The following is a 19,823-nucleotide window of genomic DNA, read 5'->3' on the forward strand; positions in this document are numbered from 1 at the left end:
CTCATGCGCCGAATTTCGGGAGAAACTGCACTCATTCTGGCCTGGATCGTGGCGCTGGCCGCTTCGCTATCAGTGCTATTCATCGGAGAAGTCCTGGGCCAGACACCGTGCAATCTGTGCTGGTTCCAGCGGGTCTTCATGTTCCCTCTGGTGATTGTTCTCGGACTGGGACTCTGGTGGCGAGATCCGCGGGTCGGGCGTTACGGGATTGTCCTGGCAATCGGTGGCGGCGTGGTGGCCCTCTGGCATCTGGGCTTGTACGTCGGTGTTATCCCGGAAAGCATCAAGCCCTGCACTGCTTCCGGCCCATCATGTACTGATGACAATCAAGTCGTCCTCGGTATTCCGATTCCCCTCTTGGCGGCGGCTGCTTTTGCACTGATAGCGCTGCTGTCCACTTTCTCGCTCAAGGAGAGAACCGAATGAACCGCCGTGCACTGATCTTATCTGTTCTTGCCGTGGGCGCAGCCGGTTTCGGTAGCGCAGCGTGGTACGCCACTAGGCCCGCATCAACAGCTGAGGTATCGACAGTCGATTCAACATTCGCGCAGGCACTCATCCGACCGCATTCGCCGATTCTAGGTCCGAAGGATGCGCCAGTTACAATTGTAGAATTTTTCGACCCGGCTTGTGAAGCGTGCCGCGCCTTTCATCCCATAGTCAAAGATATCATGAAGGAGCACGCGGATACCGTTCGAGTCGTCATCAGGTACACGCCGCTTCATGGTGAAACATCCGAGGTGGCCGTCCGTATCCTTGAAGCGGCACGCGCTCAGGGCAAGTTCGAGGAAGTTCTGAATTTTATCCTCTGGAGCCAGCCGCAATGGGCTTCTCATGGCAAGATGAACTCGGATGTCCTTTACAGAATGGCCATTTCGGCAGGTTTGGACCAAGAGACGGCACGGACACAGATGCAGGCCCCACAGACGACACGGGTCCTTCAACAGGATCTGGCTGATGTGAAGACAGTTGGCGTCCGGAAGACACCTACTTTCTTTGTCAATGGGAAGCCGCTTGAACGCTTCGGGGAAGCAGAGTTGAGGGCGCTGGTCGCAACGGAAGTCGCCGCAGTGAAGGGATGATTGGAGACCATGGCTTGCTGTCTTGGATCATTGAAGGAGATTAGGTGGATTTACCTGATGCTCCTTTTCGTGTTCTCGAGCGCTCCGGCTTTTGCCGGTTCGGACGATGTGGTCGTCGAGAACGCGTGGTCGCGCGCCTCCATCGGCACCAAGAGGCCCGGCGTCGCCTATATGACGATCCGCAACAATGGGGACGACGTGCTCACGCTTGGCACCGTCAGTACAGATCTGGCAGCAATCTCGGAGATTCATCGGACATCAACAAACGACCGTGGTGTGAGTTCCATGGCGAGGGTGGCTGATCTTGAGATTCCGCCCAACGGCACGATCGCACTTGAGCCGGGTGGATTGCATCTCATGCTTGTGAGGCTTCAGCGGCCCATGGTTGAAGGCGAAAGCTATGTCCTGTCTCTGGACTTCGGCGATCATGGGAGAGTGGTCGTTCGTGTGCCGATACTTGGGTTTACCTCTCGCGGACCTGGGAACTGATGACCAGAGCAAAGCCCCTGGCATACGGGGCGGGATTGTTTGTCGTGCTCAGCCTCACGCTTTTCGTCGGGTGGTGGCAGGTCGATGGGCCCGGCGCACGGGAACCGCGTGGACAACGGCCAATGGCCTTGTCTGCCATGGATTTCAGCCTGATTGATCATGATGGCAATGCGGTTGGCCCCGATACAATGATGGGCAATGCCTCCCTCGTATTCTTTGGCTTCACCTACTGCCCGGATGTTTGCCCCGCTACTCTGATTCACATTACTGGTTGGCTGGAAGAGATCGAGAACAGATCCAGGCGTCTGAATGCCATATTCATAACGGTTGACCCGGAACGCGACACACCGGAAGTGCTCGCGGAGTATGTATCGAACTTTCATCCCGCCATCCGGGGCTGGACAGGCTCACCGGATCAAATACGACGTGCCGCGGAGGGCTTCCGCGCGTCTTTCGAAAAGGTCTCGACCGGTTCCGATGGTTATCTGATGAACCACACTGCAAGCGTATTCCTGTTCACCTCGGACGGCAGGTTCATCAGTACGATTGACGCCCACGAACCGAAAGAGTTCGCCATTCCGAAAATTCTCCGTGCGCTTGAATCGGATCAGAACCAGAAATGATTGAGCAAATTGCATTTCTGGTATCCCAGAGGTGGCCCGACAAATCTGGACAGTTGAGTTAGGTGGATTTTCTGCTCCCAATCCGGCAGCGTTGCCGGGACGAAAGAGGTGGCCCGACAAATCTGGACAGTTGAGTTAGGTGGATTTTCTGCTCCCAATCCGGCAGCGTTGCCGGGACGAAGGAGCGAAGATGACAAGACGACCCAGGCGGAACCACAGCCCTGCCTTCAAAGCGAAAGTCGCATTGGCGGCGCTGAAGGGCGACAGGACGATGAGCGAGCTGGCGACGCAGTTCGACCTGCATCCCAATCAGATCAAGCAGTGGAAGGATCAGCTGCTTGAGGGCGTAACGGGTGTCTTCGATGACACGCCAAAGGCCGCGAAAGAGCCGCAGATCGACGTAAAGTCCCTGCACGCGAAGATTGGCCAGCTGGCGCTGGAAAACGATTTTTTAGAGGGCGCGCTCGACAAGGCCGGTCTGTTGCCGAGCGCAAGGAAATGACGGGCCCGGACCACAGGCTGAGCCTGACACGGCAAGCCCGGCTTCTCGGGATCAGCCGGGGCAGCCTGTATTACGCGCCGCGCCCGACCAGTGCGGCGGACCTCAAGCTTATGCGCAGAATTGACGAGTTGCACATGGACTACCCGTTCGCGGGCAGCCGTATGATGAAAGGGTTGCTGCGGCAGGAAGGCTTCACGGCCGGGCGGCTGCACGTGGCAACCTGCATGAAAACGATGGGCATTGAGGCGCTCTATCGCAGACCGAACACCAGCAAGCCTGCGCCCGGTCACAGGATCTATCCCTACCTGCTGCGCAAGCTGGCCGTGACGCAGCCCAATCAGGTCTGGGCCATGGATATTACCTACATTCCCATGGCCCGAGGGTTCGTCTATCTGGTCGCCGTTCTGGACTGGTTCAGCCGCAAGGTTCTGGCCTGGCGGCTGTCGGTGACGCTGGAAACAGCGCCGTGTCTGGAGGCCTTGAATGATGCCCTGCGCAGATATGGCAAGCCGGAGATCATGAACTCGGACCAAGGATCACAGTTCACGTCCATTGACTTCATCAAGGCGCTGAAGGACGCCGACATCCAGATCAGCATGGATGGCAAGGGCGCTTGGCGCGATAACGTGTTTGTCGAACGGCTCTGGCGCAGCGTCAAATACGAGGAGGTCTATCTGCACGCCTATGAAAGCGTGTCAGCCGCCCGACAGGGCATCGACCGATACCTGGCCTTCTACAACACAAGGAGACCGCATTCATCGCTGGAAGGGCAAACGCCCGATCAGGCATATCACATCAAGTTGCAACCAATCCCGGTGGCGGCATAACCAAGCGGAAAATCCACCTAAGAAACGGCTCGAAACTGTTCAAACGAACCGAACCACCTCTGATCATCGGATTTGGACTGGCTTTCAGGATCACCTTCAGCATGGGATGGCGAAACGCGTTTGGCGAAAAGCAGGGATTGAAAACAAAAGGCTGGTTCGCAAGTAGCCGTAATCCTGTCTATGTGGCGACTTGGATTGGTATCGCAGGTTGGGCGCTGATCTCTTTCCAGACCTCCGTTGCGATCCTTCTGTCAGCCTGGGCGCTGATGTATCTTCTGGCACCGATCGTCGAAGAGCCATGGCTGGAAATGCAATACGGACAGGAATACAGGGATTACAAATCCGAAGTTCCGCGCTTCTTTTGATCGGACTAGCGATGTCGCGACTGACATTGCGGGAATTAGTCGGATGGAACGGAGACTTCCAAAGCAGGATAACCGGCAGGCGAGCAAATGTGCTGGTCTGCGTGAGATAAAGGACGAGGCCGAAAATGATTCAGCATCTGCTACCCAGAAGATCTTTCATCCTTGCCGCCGCCTTGACGCTCGTGATGTTGCCGACATCACATGCGCTTGCCGAAGCGATTACGATTGACGTGGCCAAGACGCGTGGTTGCGGTTGCTGCATCCTGTGGATCAAGCATCTAGAGCAAAACGGTTTTGCAACAACAAGCCAGGACATGCTTCCGGGAATGCTAATTCGGCACAAGCTGGACAGCGGCGTGCCGCAGGAAATGATCTCCTGTCATACCGGTATGGTCGCAGGATATGTGATTGAAGGCCACGTACCGGCGGCGGACATTCGACGGCTTCTCAGTGAGCGCCCCGATGCGATTGGCCTTGCTGTTCCGGGAATGCCCTATGGCTCGCCGGGGATGGGGCCGGAGGATGAGCGTGAAGCCTACGACGTTTTCCTGATCCTGAAAGACGGTACGACGACGATCTATTCCAGCTACCCTGACGCATGAACGGGAGATGGTCTCACCGAAGCACAGTGTTTTTGCGCATGCATTTTCGATGCCTGTCAACGCTACTGTCTAGCGCGCACCCATTTGGGTAAATATGGGTATCGTTGTGGGTAAGTGAGAGGTATTTGCCGGACACTAAAGCGGACAAAATTCAGGAATGTGATCCTATAGTATGCAATCTAATATTCTGATATTATTCAATATATGAGCAAAAAAGACTCGGACAAAGAAGCGGACAAAATTGGTGAGAAAGATGACGGTGAATCCGTCGCCCTGATTGAACCTCTGCTGGTGCGCGAGAGCGGCATGCACAGGGACAAACTCGCTGACCTCGCTCTCACGCTGACTGAGCGTTCGACACGGCTTAGAAGCGCGCTTCCAGCGGGAGTCGCAAGCGCTCTTTCAGATCTCGTCCGGTCGATGAATTGCTACTACAGCAATCTGATTGAAGGTCACAACACGCACCCGATCGAAATTGAACGCGCCCTGAATGATGACTACAGCGACGATCCAAAGAAGCGTGATCTACAGCTTGAAGCCAAGGCTCATATCGATGTCTGAACCGCCCCGGGATTGCCGGAGGCCCCAACTCCTGAGAAGAAGGGGCCATCATGAGCAGTACCACGAACAAGTTTTCACCTGAGGTGCGCGAGCGAGCCGTTCGGATGGTGAGGGAGCACCGGGACGAGTATCCGTCTCGGTGGGCGGCGATCACCTCCATTGCGGGCAAGATCGGCTGTGCGCCCTGGACGCTGTCGGGGTGGGTCAAGAAGGCCGAGATCGATAACGGGGTTGTCGCCGGCGTCCCGAGTGATGTCACCGAGAAGCTGAAGGCTCTGGAACGGGAGAACCGTGAACTCAGGCAGGCCAACGAGATCCTGCGGAAGGCGTCAGCATATTTCGCCCAGGCGGAGCTCGACCGCCCACTCAAGCGATGATCGCCTTCATCGACGGTCATCGGGCGGAGTTCGGGGTCGAGCCGATTTGCAGGATGCTGCCGATTGCCCCTTCCACCTACTACGATCACCTGGCCCGGCGACGCGATCCGTCGCTGCTGTCTGAGCGTGCGAGGCGTGATCTCGCGTTGAAGATCGAGGTCCGCCGGGTCTTCAAAGAGAACTTCGGCGTTTACGGCGTGCGGAAGGTATGTCGGCAGCTCCGGCGCGAGGGTCATGACGTCGCCCGCTGCACCGTCGCTCGTTTGATGCGGGAGCTCGGGCTTCAGGGCGTCATTCGCGGCAAGACGATCCGGACGACGGTCGGCGACAAGGGGGCGCCGTGCCCGCTCGATCAGGTCAATCGACAGTTCCAGGCTCCGGCTCCCAACCGGCTGTGGGTCTCCGACTTCACCTACGTCGCCACCTGGGCGGGCTTCGTCTATGTGGCGTTCGTGATCGACGTCTTCGCCCGATACATCGTCGGCTGGCGCGTCAGTCGCACGGCGCACGCCAACTTCGTGCTCGACGCCCTGGAACAGGCGCTTCACGACAGACGGCCTACACATCGCAGTGGCCTGGCCCATCATAGCGACCGGGGAAGCCAGTACATCTCGATCAAATACACGGAGCGGCTGGCCGAGGCTGGGATCGAGCCGTCGGTAGGGAGCGTCGGCGACAGCTATGACAACGCCCTCGCCGAGACCATCAACGGCCTCTACAAAGCCGAGGTGATTCACCGCCGCGGACCATGGCGATCGTTCGAGGCCGTAGAGTTCGCCACTCTGGAATGGGTGGATTGGTTCAACAACCGGCGACTGCTGGAGCCGATCGGCAACATCCCGCCTGCTGAAGCCGAACAACGATACTACGCCATGCTGGACGAACAGAGCGTGGCGGCGTAACTCAAACCAAACGGCCTCCGGCAATCCCGGGGCGGTTCACGTGCCGATTGCCGAGTGACCTCAAATCATTGTTGGCAAATCAGCATCCCTGCCTGTCTCACCGAACTGAATTTCGGTCTGGACTGTCACACTCAGGCAAGCATTGCTTGTCCTGCGGAGTTGATCGCTTTGTGAGCCCCCCAGGCTCATCGCATGACATTCTCCGCCGGCCCTAGCCGACCGATCGGCAGGGCCTTGGGTCGTGGGAGGCGTATCGGCTGACAATCGGGTCCCGCCGATCGAACCGCCTCCATGACCCAGGGAGGCTTTCATGTCCCACCTCACCGACACCCAACTCGTCATCCTGTCGAACGCCGCGCAGGCAGAGGATGGCTCCATCCTGCCATTACCCGACTGCCTGACCATCAACGGAGGCGCCATCGCGTCGGTGCTCTCGAGCCTGCTTCGCAAGGGCCTGATCGAGGAGCGTCCCCTGCAAGCAGCAGGGACTGCAGGCGCCGGATTGCATGCTACCGGTTCTGATCAAATTGGTGCCTGTTACGGCCAAGACCGGGTCTGGCGCTGTGATGAGGATGGGAAAAGGTTTGCCCTTGCCATCACCCGCACCGGCCTCGAAGTCATCGGTGTCGATGCCGACGAAGACGAGGGTACCAGCACTGGAGAGGTGGGGGCCGGCTCCCCCAGTGGCTCCGTGCCTGACGCCTCTGGCGCAGAACCTCCGCAAGATGCTGATACCAAGCACCCTTGCTTTGGTGTCGCGGCGACCAGTGAGCGGGCAGCATCGGGTCGAGCTGGTGGCAAGAACACCATCCGCCCCGGCACCCGCCAGTCCCTGCTGGTCGACCTGCTCCGACGCGACGGTGGTGCCAGCCTCGACGAACTGGTGCAGGCCACCGGCTGGCAGTCGCACTCCGTGCGTGGCGCCATCAGCAGCATTGTCCGCAAGAAGCTCGGCCTCACCGTGGTGTCTGAGACGATAGAAGGCCGTGGCCGTGTCTATCGGATCCTCCCATGAGCAGGCGGTCGGCAAAGCGGCAGGGCAAGGTCTCGCATGTAGATCTCGAAGTCCTGTCAGACCTGTCCAAGCTGGACCTGAAGCAACGCTGGGAAGATGCCTTCAGCCATCCACCGCCGAAGTACATGCGCCGGGATGTCCTTGTGCGTGCCCTGGCGCACGAGATGCAATTACAGGCTTCTGGCGGCATGCCCGCTGGACTGGCCCGTCAGCTGGCGCGGGCGGCCAGGTCCATGCGTGACGGCAAGGCTTCTGCAGTAGCCGGTGACCAGCATCGTTCAGCACCCGGCGTGACCATCAAGCCCGGCACCCGCCTGCTGCGTGACTGGCAGGGCGTCACCCACGAGGTGATCATCCTCGAGAAGGGCATCCAGTACCGCGGCCGGGAATGGAGCTCCCTCTCCGCCGTCGCCCGCGAGATCACCGGAACCCGCTGGTCCGGTCCCCTGTTCTTCGGCCTGAAGGGACAGAACCCATGACGGTCACTGGTGGTAAGGGCAGCACGAGAAGAAGGAACGAGAGTTCAGTCCGGCGCTGTGCGGTCTATACCCGTAAGTCCACCGAGGACGGGCTGGAGCAGGACTTCAACTCCCTGCATGCCCAGCGCGAAGCCTGCGAGGCCTATGTCCGCAGTCAGGCCGGCGAAGGCTGGAAGCTGCTGCCCGACCTCTATGATGACGGTGGCTTCTCCGGCGGCACCATGGACCGTCCGGCCCTGGCCCGCCTGCTGGCGGATATCGAGGCACAGAAGATCGACACCATCATCGTCTACAAGGTCGACCGCCTGACCCGCTCACTGGCGGACTTCTCGCGCATCGTCGATGTGCTGGATGCGCATGATGTCTCCTTCGTCTCCATTACCCAGCAGTTCAACACCACCACCTCCATGGGACGGTTGACACTCAACATGCTGCTGTCCTTCGCCCAGTTCGAGCGCGAGGTCACTGGCGAGCGGATCCGCGACAAGATCGCGGCCTCCAAGCGCAAGGGCATGTGGATGGGCGGCTTCGTGCCGCTGGGCTACGAGCCCGAGGGCAGGACCCTCACCATCAACGAGGAGGAAGCAGGAACAGTCAGGAAGGTCTTCGAGCTCTATCTCGAACTGGGGAACGTCAGGCATGTGAAGCAAGCTGCCGATGCCCTTGGGCTCACCACCAAGGTCAGGCGCAGGGGAGTTGGTGAAAGCGAGGACAAGGCGGAAGGGCCGAGAGAGAACGATGCACCCGCATCGAAGCGGTCAGGTGGCGGGCGTCCGCTGTCGCGGGGTTACATCTACAAGCTGCTGGGCAATCCGCTCTATGTCGGCTGCATTGCCCACAAGGGCGAAATACACGAGGGGCTGCATCCGGCCATCATCGACCGGGCCACGTGGGAAGCGGTGCAGCAGATGCTGACCGCCAACCGGGGCAGGAAGCGCTGCATTCCCACCCGCAGGACGGAACTCAGCCCGCTGATGGGCAAGCTGTTCGATTCCGATGGCCGTCCCCTGACACCCAGTCATGCGGTGAAGTCCGGCAGGCGGTATCGCTATTACGTCTCACGGCACCTGGTGAATGGCACCGTGGGGGAGGGCACCACCGATAGCGGCTGGAGACTCCCGGCACGGGAGATCGAGCGGATCACCGCTGATGCCATCACTGCACTGATCAGCAACCCGGCACGGCTGGCAGAGGCTGCGCGGGATAGCGGCATCCCCGCAGACCGGATCGGCGCGCTACTGGGCAAGGTCTCCGAAAGCACCAACCCGGGCACGGGGAACGCCACCAGCCATCCAAGCTCTATCGGAATCAGGAATCATCCTCACGTTCTCGTGGACCGTGTCGTGCTCGGCAGCGACCGGATCGAGATCACGCTCGACCTGTCATCGATGACCGAACTGCCCGACACCACAATCACCCACCACATCCCGACCTGCATCCGAAAGCGCGGCGTCGAGATGCGGCTGGTGCTTGATGGACCCGACAAGGGAGAGGCACCGGCAAATCCGGACCAACGCCTCATCCGCTGCGTGGTGCAGGCCCATGCCTGGTTCGACGACCTCAAGCAGGGCCGGGTGGCTACCCTCTCGGACATCGCCCGATTAGAAAGTGTCAGTGACCGCTACATCAGCCAGGTCCTGCCGCTGGCATTCCTTGCACCCGACATCACCGAGGCGATCCTGGCCGGGCGACAGCCGCCGGAACTCACCGCCGAGACGCTGATCAAGCGCATCGACCTGCCGCTGCACTGGGATGATCAGCGGGCGATGCTGGGCTTCAACTGAGCCACATTCGCCCAAACACCAAAGCGAACCGCTGAAACGCCGGCAGAGAAAAGCGACCCGGGCGCGTGGAGAATCGACGCACCAATGCGTTCTCGGGTTCGCAGTTGGGGGTATCAAGGCGCGGAGCCCGGCGGAAGCCGGGGGGTTCGGGAGGCGGCCCATGATAATATAAATATATCAACAAAAACAAAGACTTGATGGCGGAGAGGGAGGGATTCGAACCCTCGGTACTGTCACCAGTACAACGGTTTTCGAGACCGCCCCGTTCGACCACTCCGGCACCTCTCCGCGGATGCGCCGGCGGCTGTCACCCTGGGGGCGGCGGGCCGGTCGGCGCTGGTCTCGGACGGTCTGGTGCCGCCCGCGGACGGCGGAACCTAGCCGAAGGCCGGGCGCGGCGCAACTGCTCCGCGCGCCGGGGCTGATCGCGGCCCGAACAGCGCCGGATCAGTCTTCCCGCGTGCCCTGAAACACCACGTTCTGCAGCGGCTCGCCACGGGCCAGCCGGTCCAGGTTGGCAGCGACGAAGGTCCAGCGGCGGTCGATCTGTTCCTGGGTCCAGCCGGAGTTGTGCGGCGTCATGATCAGGTTGTCGAGATCCTGGACGGGGAAGCGCGTGGGCGACGGATCCTTCTCCTTCGCGTTCGGATACTGGTACCAGACGTCGATCACGGCGCCGCCGATCTGCTTCGTGGCCAGCGCGTTGTAGAGCGCCTCCTCCTCCAGCACCGGGCCGCGCGCCACATTGATGATCAGGCCGGTCGGCTTCATCTGGCCGAAGCGTTCGGCGTTCATCATGCCACGCGTGTCGTCATTCAGCGGGCAGCAGACAACCACGTAGTCGCTTTCCGCCAGCAGCCGTTCGAGGCCGCTGCCGACGGTCTCGTAGCGGTCGATCTCCGCCGGGGTTTCCATCTCCCGTCGCCCGACCCCGGTCACTTTCATGCCAAAGGCGCGGGCGCGGATCGCGACCTCCCGCCCGATGTGGCCATAGCCGATGATGCCGACGGTCTTGCCGCGCACTTCGCCATGCACCGGCCCCTGCGCCGCGCCCTTGCCGTCCCAGCCGACCTGCCGGAACTTGCGGTCGGTGTGGCGCAGGCCGATCTCCCACTCCAGCATGGACAGCAGGATATATTCGGCGATGGCGGTTTCATGCTCGTAGGTGTTGCAGCAATAGGTGCCCTTCGGCAGCTTCTCCGGTGACAGGAAATCGAAGCCGGTGAAGGGGATCTGGAACAGCTTCAGGTCCGGCGTCGCGGGCCAGGGCGTATTGATGTGCCCGCCGACGATGGCATCCGCCTTCGGTGCCAGTTCCCGGAACCGCTCCAGCTCCTCCGCCGGGTCACAGGCCTCGATGATCCAGTCGGTGGTCAGCGCGGCCTTCAGCGCCGGGCCCCTGCCCTTCGAGACCCAGCCGGCAAGCAGTACTGTCTTCGTCATGTGATGTGACTCCGTGGTGGGAGGAGGTTTTCCGTGGACCGTGCCACCCCTCTCGGGTCTCTTGCGTTGACCGGGCCTCCCCTCTCCCCCTCCCGGCCACCCATTTCAGGATACTTGCGTGGGTGGCCGGGAGGGGGAGAGGGGAGGCCCGGTCAGCAGACAAGTCAGGCAGCGGAACGGTCAGAGTATCAGGACGACTTCGCCATCAGTACCCCATGGCCATGCCGTCCTTGCGGGGATCGGAACCGGCGGCAAGGGTGCCGTTGGCATAGTCGATCATGATCGCCTGACCGCCGCCCCACGGCATCTCCGGCACGTTGGTTTCATGGCCGAGGGAGGCCAGGCCCTCCACCACGTCCCGCGGCAGGCTGCGTTCCACATCCAGCTTGCCGCCGACATGGAAGGCGCGGGGGCAGTCGATGGCTTCCTGCACGTCCATGCCATAGTCGAAGATATTGGTCAGCACGTGCGCATGGCCGACCGGTTGATAGCCGCCGCCCATGACGCCGAAGGAAAGCTCGCAGCGCCCGTCCTTCAATGCCATGCCGGGGATGATCGTGTGCATCGGGCGCTTGCGCGGGGCGACACAGTTGGGGTGGCCGGGTTTCACGACAAAGCCCGCGCCCCGGTTCTGCAGCAGCACGCCCGATTTCGGAGCGGTCTTGCAGGATCCGAAGGCGAAATAGATCGAGTTGATGAATGAGACGCAGTTCAGGTCCCGGTCCACCACCGTCAGATAGACCGTGTCGCGATACTGCGGCCCGGTCGCCTGGTCGTCGTCGGGCATGGCACGGCTGAGCGAGATCCGGTTCCTCAGTTCATCGGCGAACTCACCGGACAGCAGCATCTCCACCGGCACATCGGCCTGGCGCGGATCGGCCACGTGCTGGTCGCGGGCGGCAAAGGCCAGACGTGTCGCTTCCGCCTCGATATGCAGCCGCTCGACACTGACCGGGCCATAGGCCGACAGGTCATAGCCCTTCAGGATGTTGAGCATCAGCAGCGCCGTGATGCCCTGGCCGTTGGGCGGGATCTCGGTGATCTGGCGCCCGGCATATTCGCTGGAGATCGGATCGACGTATTCGCAGCGCTGGGCGATGAAATCATCCAGCGTGTGGGTGGCGTCGATGCTGTTGAGATAGCTGACGATATCGTCGGCGACGGGACCGGTATAGAACCCGTCACGCCCCTGCGCGGCGATGCGCTTCAGCGTCTCCGCCAGTTCCGGGGACTTCCAGGTCTCGCCGGCCTTCGGGCTTGCGCCGTTCCGCAGGTACTGGGCCGTGGAATTGGCGTCACCGCTGAGGCGTTTGACGTTGCGCGACCAGTCGACGGAGACGCGCGGGGTGATGGCGAAGCCCTCCGCGGCATAGTGGATGGCGCGCTGCAGCACCCGGTCGATGCCCATGCTGCCGTGATCGTCCAGCAGGCGGCACCAGGCATCAACGGCACCGGGGACGGTCACCGAATGCGGGCTCTCCAGCCCGATCTGGCTGATCCCCTGCCCCAGCAGATGGTCGGCGGTCAGTCCCTCCGGTGCATGGCCGGAACCGTTCAGGCCGATCACCGGCCCCTGCGCCCCCTTCTGCAGCAGCACGAAGCAATCGCCGCCGATACCCGTGGACATGGGCTCCACCACACATTGCACGGCGCAGGCCGCGACCGCCGCATCAATGGCATTGCCCCCCGCCTGCAGGATCTCCATCGCCGCCAGGGTGGAGAGTGGGTGTGACGTCGCCGCCGCACCGTTGGTGGCATGAACGACCGAACGGCCGGGCTGTTGCAGATCACGCATGGCTTGGGACTCCCTCGGGGCCGCGATTGTGGTTCCCGGAACTGTCTACACAATTTCCGCCGCCTTGCCAGCCATGGCCGCGATCACGCATGGCACTCACCCGGTCCGACGGTCACGGACCCGGGGGTCAGCGCCCCGTTTCGAGCGCGGTGTAGATCGCAAGGCGAAGCGAGGGATCATTGCTCACCTGGAACGCGTTGAATTCGTAGGTTACGGCGCCGGCCCCTGGATGGCTGAGCGTCTTGACGCCCCCGGCCTGGTCGTGAAGTTCATGGGACTCCCACCAGCCGGGGAACTCGGCACACCCCTCGCGCAGCCGGGAAAGCAGATCGACGAAGGCCGGATCCCATGACCAGAAATCATGTGTGACCCGGAAGCGGGCGATCATGCGCCGTGCCTCCCCCTCCCAACCCTCACCGAAGAGCGTGCGCGCCCCGGGCCGCGTCAGCATCATCAGCAGGATATTGCGATCCGCCTCCGGGATGGCGTCAAACGGACCGAGCAACGCGTCCGCAGCGTCATTCCAGGCCAGCAGGTCCCACCGGCGCCCGGTGACGTATGCGGGTAGGTTCATCCTGTCGATCATGCGCTGGATTTCCGCCGGAACCTGTTCGCGCTCGAACTGTCGCCGCTGGCCCTGCAGTGCAAGTTCCTGAAAGTGCGCGCATTCCATCGGATCCAGCTTCAGGGCCCGGGCGATCGCATTCACCGTCTGCAGCGACGGGGTGACACTGCGGCCCTGTTCCAGGCGCACGTACCAGTCAACGCTGATGCCGGCCAGTTCGGCCACTTCCTCCCGCCGCAGCCCCGGTGTCCGCCGTCGCGCCCCCACCGGCAGGCCGACCACCCGCGGCGACAGGCGCTCGCGGCGGGACCGCAGGAACGCGCCGATGGTCTTGCTGTCTCCCGGCATGTGGTTTCCCCGCGCTGCATGGCATTGTCTGTCCTATGATAATACCATCCCTGAACAATGCTGTCCGCACCTGAAATGATCGCTCCCGAAACCGCAACATGGAGAACGATCATGCGTGCAGCAGTCCTGGAAGCATTCGGCCAGCCCCTTGTCGTCAAACAGGTACCCACACCGGAACTCGGCACCGGCGAGGTCATCGTCGATGTGGTTGCAACACGGGTCCTGGCCTATGCGAAGGATGTGCTGAGCGGTGAGCGGGGGTATGTCCTGAAACTGCCGGTGATACCCGGCCCGGGCGCCATCGGTCGTGTGCGGAGGACGGGTCCTGACGCCACGCGTCTGGCAGTCGGGGACTGGGTCTACTGTGATCCGACCGTGCGGTCACGGGATGATGCGCTGAGCCCGGACATCACCCTGCAGGGGCTGAGTGCGAGAGACGAGGGCGGTTCGCGGCTGCAGGAATACTACGGCAACGGCGCCTGGGCCGAACAGGTCCGGGTCCCGACCGAGAACGCCGTGCCGATCGGTCCCATAGCCGAAGCCGAAGCCGCGGCCTGGTGCTGGCTCGGCACCTGTCTGGTTCCCTACGGCGGTCTGGCGCAGGGCGGGCTGAAAGCTGGCGAGACCGTGCTGGTGAGTGGCGCTACAGGTAATTTCGGGAGGGCCGCGGTGGCGGTCGCCCTGGCGATGGGGGCGGGCTGTGTCATCGCGACCGGCCGGAACCGGCAGGTCCTGCAGACCCTGGAGGAGCAGTTCGGATCGCGGGTGCGCTGCGTCGCGCTGAGCGGGACAGAGGAAGACGACCATGCCGCCATGTTGCGCGCAGCGCCGGGACCGATCGATCTCGTCTTCGACATCCTGCCGCCCATGGCGAGCAGCGAACAGGCACGCGCGGCCATCATGACCGTCAGGCCCTACGGCCGTGTCGTTCTGATGGGCGGGATCAACATGATGGGGGGTGCCCCCCTGCAACTGCGCTACAACTGGATCATGCGGAACTGCATCACGATCCATGGCGTCTGGATGTATCCGCGCGACGCGCCGCAGGCACTGGCCAGCATGATCCGGTCGGGTCAGTTGCAGATCGGCGGTCAGGAAATGGATGTCTTCGGACTGGACCAGGTCAACGAAGCCGTCGCCAACGCCGCCGAACGCCGCGAATCCGGGGCGTTCAGGACGACCATCCTCAAGCCCGGCGCAGGATGACCGGGCAACGGGCCCGACCTCATCCGCGCATGGCATCAAGCTGGGCATCATAGCCGCCGGGATCGATATGCACGTCGATCAGTCGCGGGCCGGAGATCCGGGAAGCGCTCTCCAGCACCCGCGCCAGTTCCTCCGACCTGCGCACGGTGGCCCCGTGGCAACCCAGCGCCTGTGCCATCATGGCGAAATCGACGGGGCGGGATGCGACACCGGCCTGCGGGCGCTGCTGCTTGCGCTGCTTGACGTCGATCAGGCTCAGCATGGCGTCATTCAGGACAATGACGGTGATATCCAGCCCGTGCTCCGCCGCCGTGGCCAGCTCCGGCAGGCACATCATCATGCCGCCGTCACCGGTGACCGCGACGACCGGCCGGTCGGGTTCGTGCAGGGCGCTGGCAATGGCCACGGGCAGCGCATAGCCCATGGTGGACAGGCCGTTCGATTTCAGTACGCCGCATGGTTCGTCCGCCATCCAGCGCGCCAGGGTCGGGAACATGTGCGCCCCGGCATCGACGGTCAGCCGGGTGCCCGCGGCAGCGGCGCGCTGTACGTCATCAATGACGAAATCGGGGGAGATTCCCTCGACATCCGGGTAGGCGATGCGGCTGCGATAGGCGGCGCGCAACCGGGCCAGTTCGTCATGGTCCCATCCGGGGCCGGGCGATGCCGGGGTCGTTTCGGCCAGCATCTGCCGCAGGTCGCCAACGGCGATCTGTTCGGGTTTCGGATAGCCCCCCGCCGCCGCCCAGTCCCAGGTCGACAGCGCGACGACAGGTGCCGCGTAACTCCAGACGCCGGGAATCATCTCGATCGGATCGTGTCCGACCATGATGATCAGGTCGGCGGCGGACAGGGCCGCGGCCTCCGCCGTGCCGCCGGTGAACTGCGCCACCAGCAGGGGATCATGATCGGAAATCACGCCCTTGGCCTTGTAGGTCGTCAGGCAGGCCGCCCGGAGCGCATGGGCAAGGGCACGTGTTTCATCGCCCAGGTGCCGGACCTGCAGGCCGACGATCATCACCGGCTTCCTGGCCCCGGCGATACGCTGTCTCAGGCTTTCAGGCACCGTGCCTGAAACAGGTACGGTCGCGGCAGGGGGAACAGCGGGGGCATCGATCCCGGCCTCCGCCGCGACCATGTCCAGATGCACCGGACCCTGCGGCTCCTGCGTCGGCAGGTCCAGCAACGCGGCGATTTCATCCGGGGCCGTGTCAGGCCGGATCCAGCGCGCGGCCTTGGACACCGGGGTGAACCCGGCAGGCTGGTCATAGATCTGATGCCAGGTCGGACGCGCGGCTGTCGGCTCGATCCTGTCGGTCAGCAGCACCAGCGGCGACCGCTCCAGCGAGGCATAGGCCATGCCGTTCATCGCCGCCGCCGCCCCCGGCCCGACACCGGTCAGGGCGGCACCGGGCGCACCGGAAAGCTCGCCCGAGGCCGCAGCCATCAGCACGGCGGAGGTCTCGCTTCGGGTCAGCACGAATTCGACACCCAGACGTCCGCAGGCCTCGATCAGGTCGAGGCTGGAGCCACCGCCGGGCACGCCGAAGATGTGGCGGGTGCCGCGCTGCCGCAGCGCCGCGACCAGCCGCTCCGCCAGTGCCGTCATGTGTCGAACCGGGGCGGCTTGATCCCGGCCATGCCGGAGACGAAATCCAGCAGCGCCGAGAAGTCCCGCTCCCCGAAGCCTGCGGTGCCCTTCGCCGCCGTCAGCGCCTGCGCCACGGCGGAACCGGCGATCATCGGAATTCCCGCCTCCTTCGCCGCGTCCAGTGCCAGCGCCACGTCCTTGTGGGCCAGCCGGATGCGGAAGCCGGGATGGGTGTCATCCACCAGCACCTTGTTCGGCCAGGCGCCCACCAGATGGCCATTGGTGGCAGTGGTGCCGTTGATTACATCCAGGGTCGAACGGATATCCAGCCCGAAGGCCTGCGCCAGCGTCACCGCCTCCGCATTCACCTGACAGACGGAGATGGCGATCAGGTTGTTGACCAGCTTGGTGCGGATGCCGCTGCCCGGGCCGCCGCAGTGGTGAATGGTGGTTCCCATCCCCTCCAGCACCGGCTTCACGCGCCCGAAGTCATTGCCGGAGGCGCCGACCATGAACAGCGATTCACCCCGGATCGCGTGTGCCACCAGCCGCCCCACCGGCGCGTCGGCAAAGCCGATCCCAGCCTCCGTCAGGGCGCTGAACAGCCGATCCGTGGTGGCGGGTGCGATGGTCGACATGTCGATCACGGCCATGTCCGGACGCCCGCTGTCCCGCACGCCGCCGGGGCCGAGCAGCACCGCCTCCACATCCGGTGAATCGGGCAGCATGGTGATCACCAGATCGACCGCCGCGGTCAGTTCCGCCACCGATCCTGCGACCGAGGCGCCGAGTTCGGCCAGTGGCACGGTCTTCGCGATATCCGTGTCATAGACGGTCATGTCGTGTCCCTTGCGGGCCAGATTGGCCGCCATGGGGCCACCCATGGCCCCCAGTCCGATGAAACCGATACGATCCGCCATGCGCGACACCCTCCCCCGAATCCAGATACGGAAAGGGAAGCACGCAGCGGCGCACCTGTCATCACCCACACGCATTTCTCCGGGCATGACACGAGGTCGCCGGGAAAGCAGTCCGTGACGCCAGGACAGACTTCCCTGCCGCGACCATCGTGCTAGAAGAATGCATGGACCGATCGAACGACATCACCCTGCCACCCGGTGGCGACTGGCCGGTGTTTCAGCCCGGCTGGGTCTGGCTGGCCGGTGCCGGGCCGGGCGACCCCGGCCTGCTGACCCTGCACGCCCTGTCGGCGCTGCAGCAGGCGGATGTGATCGTCTATGACGCGCTGGTCGATTCGCGCATCCTCGGCTGGGCGCGCACCGGCACCCTGATCGAGTTCGCGGGCAAGCGCGGCGGCAAGCCGTCCCCGAAGCAGCGTGACATCACGCTCCGCCTCATCGCGCTGGCGCAGGCCGGCAAGCGGGTGCTGCGGCTGAAGGGGGGTGACCCCTTCGTCTTCGGGCGCGGCGGTGAAGAGGCGCTGGCACTGGTGGAGGCGGGCATCCCGTTCCGCATCATTCCCGGCGTGACGGCAGGTGTCGGCGGGCTGGCCTATGCCGGCATTCCCGTCACCCACCGCGACGTGAACCAGTCGGTCACCTTTCTGACCGGGCACGACCAGAACGGGCTGACCCCGTCGAAGGTCGACTGGCATGCCATCGCGAAGGGCTCCCCCGTCATCGTCATGTACATGGCGGTGAAACATCTGGCGCAGATCGCCGACAGCCTGATCGCCGGGGGCCGGGATCACCGTGAACAGGTCGCCATCGTCACCGACGCGACACTGCCCGGACAGCGGGTCGTCGAGACCACGCTGGCAGAGGCGGCGGCGACGGTGGAGCGGGAGGGGCTGAAGCCCCCGGCGCTGGTCGTCGTCGGCGGGGTGGTCGGCATGCGATCCGCCCTGAACTGGATCGACGGACAGTTCGCCGACCCCTCCGTGATCACCGACAGGCTGGGTCGGCGCGACCGGCAGTCCGGGTGAGCCGGGACCTGGCGCGCGGGCTGATACTGGCGGCACCGCATTCCGGCGCGGGCAAGACCAGCCTCACCGCCGGACTGCTCGGCGCGCTGAAACAGGCAGGCGTGAAGGTTGCCGCAGCCAAGTGCGGCCCCGACTACATCGACCCGACATTGCATGCGGCGGTCCTGGGACAGGACTCCGTCAATCTCGATCCCTGGGCCATGGACGCCGCAACCCTGCGGGCGCTCGCGGCACGGCAGGCGGCGGGCCACGACCTGCTGCTGGTGGAGGGCGTGATGGGCCTGTTCGACGGCGGTGCGGATGGCACCGGCTCCACCGCCGACCTGGCGGCGGCGCTGGATCTGCCGGTGGTGCTGGTGGTCGATGTGGCGCGTCAGGCGCAGTCTGTGGCGGCACTGGTGGAGGGTTTCAGCCGCCATCGCAGCGACACCCGCATCGCCGGCCTGATCCTGAACCGCGTGGGCAGCGCGCGACACGCCGACATCCTGACGACGGCCCTGAAACATCTGGACATCCCGGTGCTGGGAACGGTGCCGCGCCAGAATGGTATCGAACTGCCGTCACGCCATCTGGGACTGGTGCCGGCGGCGGAACTGCCGGACCTCGAAACACGACTGTCATTGCTGGCCGGGACCGTGTACGCGGCGGTGCCGTCGGCGGACCTGCTGGCGCTGGCGACACCCCTGCCGCCCCCCGATGCACCGGCGCAGATGCTGCCGCCGCCGGGCCAGCGGATCGCACTGGCGCAGGATACGGCCTTCTGTTTCATGTATCCGCATCTGCTGCAGCACTGGCGCGACGCGGGGGCGGAGATCCTGCCCTTCTCCCCCCTCGCCGATCAGTCCCCTGACACGGGGGCCGATTTCATCCTGCTGCCCGGCGGGTACCCGGAACTGCATGCGGGCCGTCTGGCCGCGAGCACCCGTTTCATGGACGGGCTACGCCGCGCCGCCAGGGCGGGGAAAGCCATTTATGGCGAATGCGGTGGCTACATGGTCCTGGGGGAGAGCCTGACCGACAGCGACGGGCACGCCCACTGCATGGCCGGACTGCTGCCCGTTTCGACCAGCTTCGCCGCGCGCCGCCTGCACCTGGGCTATCGCCGCCTGACCCAGGCGGGGCACCTGCCCTGGCCGCAGGATCTGGTCGGGCATGAATTCCACTATGCCACGGTCCTGCAGCAGGGCGCGGGCGCACCCTTGTTTCAGGCCCGCGACGCCCTGGGGCAACGGCTCGACGACATGGGTCGGACGTCCGGTTCGGTGAGCGGCAGCTTCGCCCACCTCATCGGACCGGCAGGGGCAGGCTGAAGACCGTCCGGC

The 19,823-nt window shown here is 63.6% G+C and carries 20 protein-coding genes, 1 tRNA gene and 1 other annotated feature; of the genes, 15 read left to right on the top strand and 6 right to left on the bottom strand.

Annotation, left to right across the window (positions count from 1 at the left end; all coding sequences use genetic code 11):
* Positions 1-3 precede the first annotated feature (3 nt).
* The 12 genes from QGV55_RS16335 (at position 4) to QGV55_RS16390 (ending at position 9,608) form a co-directional block, all read left to right on the top strand.
* Positions 4-426: a disulfide bond formation protein B gene (locus QGV55_RS16335; RefSeq protein ID WP_281019583.1), complete on the top strand. Its 423-nt coding sequence runs from the start codon at positions 4-6 to the stop codon at positions 424-426.
* Positions 423-1,082 (top strand): thioredoxin domain-containing protein, encoded by a 660-nt coding sequence (locus QGV55_RS16340; RefSeq protein ID WP_281019582.1) that lies wholly within the window; start codon positions 423-425, stop codon positions 1,080-1,082. The genes QGV55_RS16335 and QGV55_RS16340 overlap by 4 nt, the downstream gene beginning before the upstream one ends.
* Positions 1,083-1,139: 57 nt before the next feature.
* A complete protein-coding gene (locus QGV55_RS16345) occupies positions 1,140-1,571 on the top strand; it encodes a copper chaperone PCu(A)C (protein WP_281019581.1) in 432 nt (143 codons plus the stop codon).
* On the top strand, positions 1,571-2,194 hold the full coding sequence (locus QGV55_RS16350) for an SCO family protein (protein WP_281019580.1): 624 nt from the start codon (positions 1,571-1,573) through the stop codon (positions 2,192-2,194). Before QGV55_RS16345 ends, QGV55_RS16350 begins: the two co-directional genes overlap by 1 nt.
* A 190-nt stretch (positions 2,195-2,384) precedes the next feature.
* A protein-coding gene (locus QGV55_RS16355) for an IS3 family transposase (RefSeq protein WP_281015974.1) occupies positions 2,385-3,523 on the top strand; the annotation gives its coding sequence in 2 pieces (ribosomal slippage) (positions 2,385-2,649 and positions 2,649-3,523; 1,140 coding nt in all).
* Positions 3,524-3,624: 101 nt separating this feature from the next.
* Positions 3,625-3,888 (top strand): methyltransferase, encoded by a 264-nt coding sequence (locus tag QGV55_RS16360; RefSeq protein ID WP_281019579.1) that lies wholly within the window; start codon positions 3,625-3,627, stop codon positions 3,886-3,888.
* 125 nt (positions 3,889-4,013) lie between these two features.
* A complete protein-coding gene (locus QGV55_RS16365; RefSeq protein ID WP_281019578.1) occupies positions 4,014-4,490 on the top strand; it encodes a DUF411 domain-containing protein in 477 nt (158 codons plus the stop codon).
* A 204-nt stretch (positions 4,491-4,694) separates the two neighbouring features.
* Positions 4,695-5,051, top strand: coding sequence for a hypothetical protein (locus QGV55_RS16370; protein ID WP_281019577.1), 357 nt, complete (start codon positions 4,695-4,697; stop codon positions 5,049-5,051).
* Between the two features lie 50 nt (positions 5,052-5,101).
* Positions 5,102-6,330, top strand: a protein-coding gene (locus QGV55_RS16375) for an IS3 family transposase (protein ID WP_281019576.1) whose coding sequence is annotated in 2 segments (ribosomal slippage) — positions 5,102-5,393 and positions 5,393-6,330 — 1,230 coding nt in all. Because the reading frame shifts where the segments join, the coding sequence is not laid out codon by codon here.
* Positions 5,383-5,499: a sequence feature (AL1L pseudoknot), on the top strand. Its footprint overlaps the gene before it by 117 nt.
* Positions 6,331-6,640: 310 nt before the next feature.
* Positions 6,641-7,345, top strand: coding sequence for a DUF3489 domain-containing protein (locus tag QGV55_RS16380; protein WP_281019575.1), 705 nt, complete (start codon positions 6,641-6,643; stop codon positions 7,343-7,345).
* Positions 7,342-7,824: a DUF2924 domain-containing protein gene (locus tag QGV55_RS16385; RefSeq protein WP_281019574.1), complete on the top strand. Its 483-nt coding sequence runs from the start codon at positions 7,342-7,344 to the stop codon at positions 7,822-7,824. Before QGV55_RS16380 ends, QGV55_RS16385 begins: the two co-directional genes overlap by 4 nt.
* Positions 7,821-9,608 carry a recombinase family protein gene (locus QGV55_RS16390; protein WP_281019573.1) on the top strand — a complete coding sequence of 596 codons (1,788 nt, stop codon included), beginning with the start codon at positions 7,821-7,823 and terminating at the stop codon, positions 9,606-9,608. The genes QGV55_RS16385 and QGV55_RS16390 overlap by 4 nt, the downstream gene beginning before the upstream one ends.
* A 198-nt stretch (positions 9,609-9,806) precedes the next feature.
* Here the strand turns inward: QGV55_RS16390 and QGV55_RS16395 are convergent.
* From QGV55_RS16395 to QGV55_RS16410, 4 genes are all read right to left on the bottom strand, one after another.
* Positions 9,807-9,896, bottom strand: a tRNA-Ser gene (locus QGV55_RS16395).
* A gap of 159 nt (positions 9,897-10,055) precedes the next feature.
* Positions 10,056-11,051: a 2-hydroxyacid dehydrogenase gene (locus tag QGV55_RS16400; RefSeq protein ID WP_281019560.1), complete on the bottom strand. Its 996-nt coding sequence runs from the start codon at positions 11,049-11,051 to the stop codon at positions 10,056-10,058.
* A gap of 205 nt (positions 11,052-11,256) precedes the next feature.
* Entirely contained in the window at positions 11,257-12,846 is a 1,590-nt protein-coding gene (gene ggt / locus QGV55_RS16405) for a gamma-glutamyltransferase (RefSeq protein ID WP_281019559.1), read from the bottom strand.
* A 127-nt stretch (positions 12,847-12,973) separates the two neighbouring features.
* Entirely contained in the window at positions 12,974-13,759 is a 786-nt protein-coding gene (locus QGV55_RS16410) for a helix-turn-helix transcriptional regulator (protein WP_281019558.1), read from the bottom strand.
* A gap of 111 nt (positions 13,760-13,870) precedes the next feature.
* On the opposite strand from QGV55_RS16410, the gene QGV55_RS16415 reads away from it, so the two are divergent.
* Positions 13,871-14,965, top strand: a complete 1,095-nt coding sequence (locus QGV55_RS16415) for a zinc-binding alcohol dehydrogenase family protein (protein WP_281019557.1) — start codon at positions 13,871-13,873, stop codon at positions 14,963-14,965.
* Between the two features lie 19 nt (positions 14,966-14,984).
* Here QGV55_RS16415 and QGV55_RS16420 read toward each other — a convergent pair whose 3' ends face one another.
* A complete protein-coding gene (locus tag QGV55_RS16420) occupies positions 14,985-16,574 on the bottom strand; it encodes a thiamine pyrophosphate-binding protein (protein WP_281019556.1) in 1,590 nt (529 codons plus the stop codon).
* Complete coding sequence (locus tag QGV55_RS16425; RefSeq protein ID WP_281019555.1) at positions 16,571-17,476, bottom strand: NAD(P)-binding domain-containing protein; 906 nt, start codon at positions 17,474-17,476, stop codon at positions 16,571-16,573. The genes QGV55_RS16420 and QGV55_RS16425 overlap by 4 nt, the downstream gene beginning before the upstream one ends.
* Before the next feature lie 164 nt (positions 17,477-17,640).
* Between QGV55_RS16425 and cobA the strand changes: the two genes are divergently transcribed.
* A complete protein-coding gene (gene cobA / locus QGV55_RS16430) occupies positions 17,641-18,501 on the top strand; it encodes a uroporphyrinogen-III C-methyltransferase (protein WP_281019554.1) in 861 nt (286 codons plus the stop codon).
* The gene (locus QGV55_RS16435; protein ID WP_281019553.1) at positions 18,498-19,811 is read left to right on the top strand and encodes a cobyrinate a,c-diamide synthase; all 1,314 of its coding nucleotides are present in this window, start codon (positions 18,498-18,500) and stop codon (positions 19,809-19,811) included. The genes cobA and QGV55_RS16435 overlap by 4 nt, the downstream gene beginning before the upstream one ends.
* The last annotated feature ends 12 nt before the right edge of the window (positions 19,812-19,823 follow it).

This window comes from Minwuia sp. IMCC3009 (assembly GCF_029909415.1).
Classification (GTDB): Bacteria; Pseudomonadota; Alphaproteobacteria; order Minwuiales; family Minwuiaceae; genus Minwuia.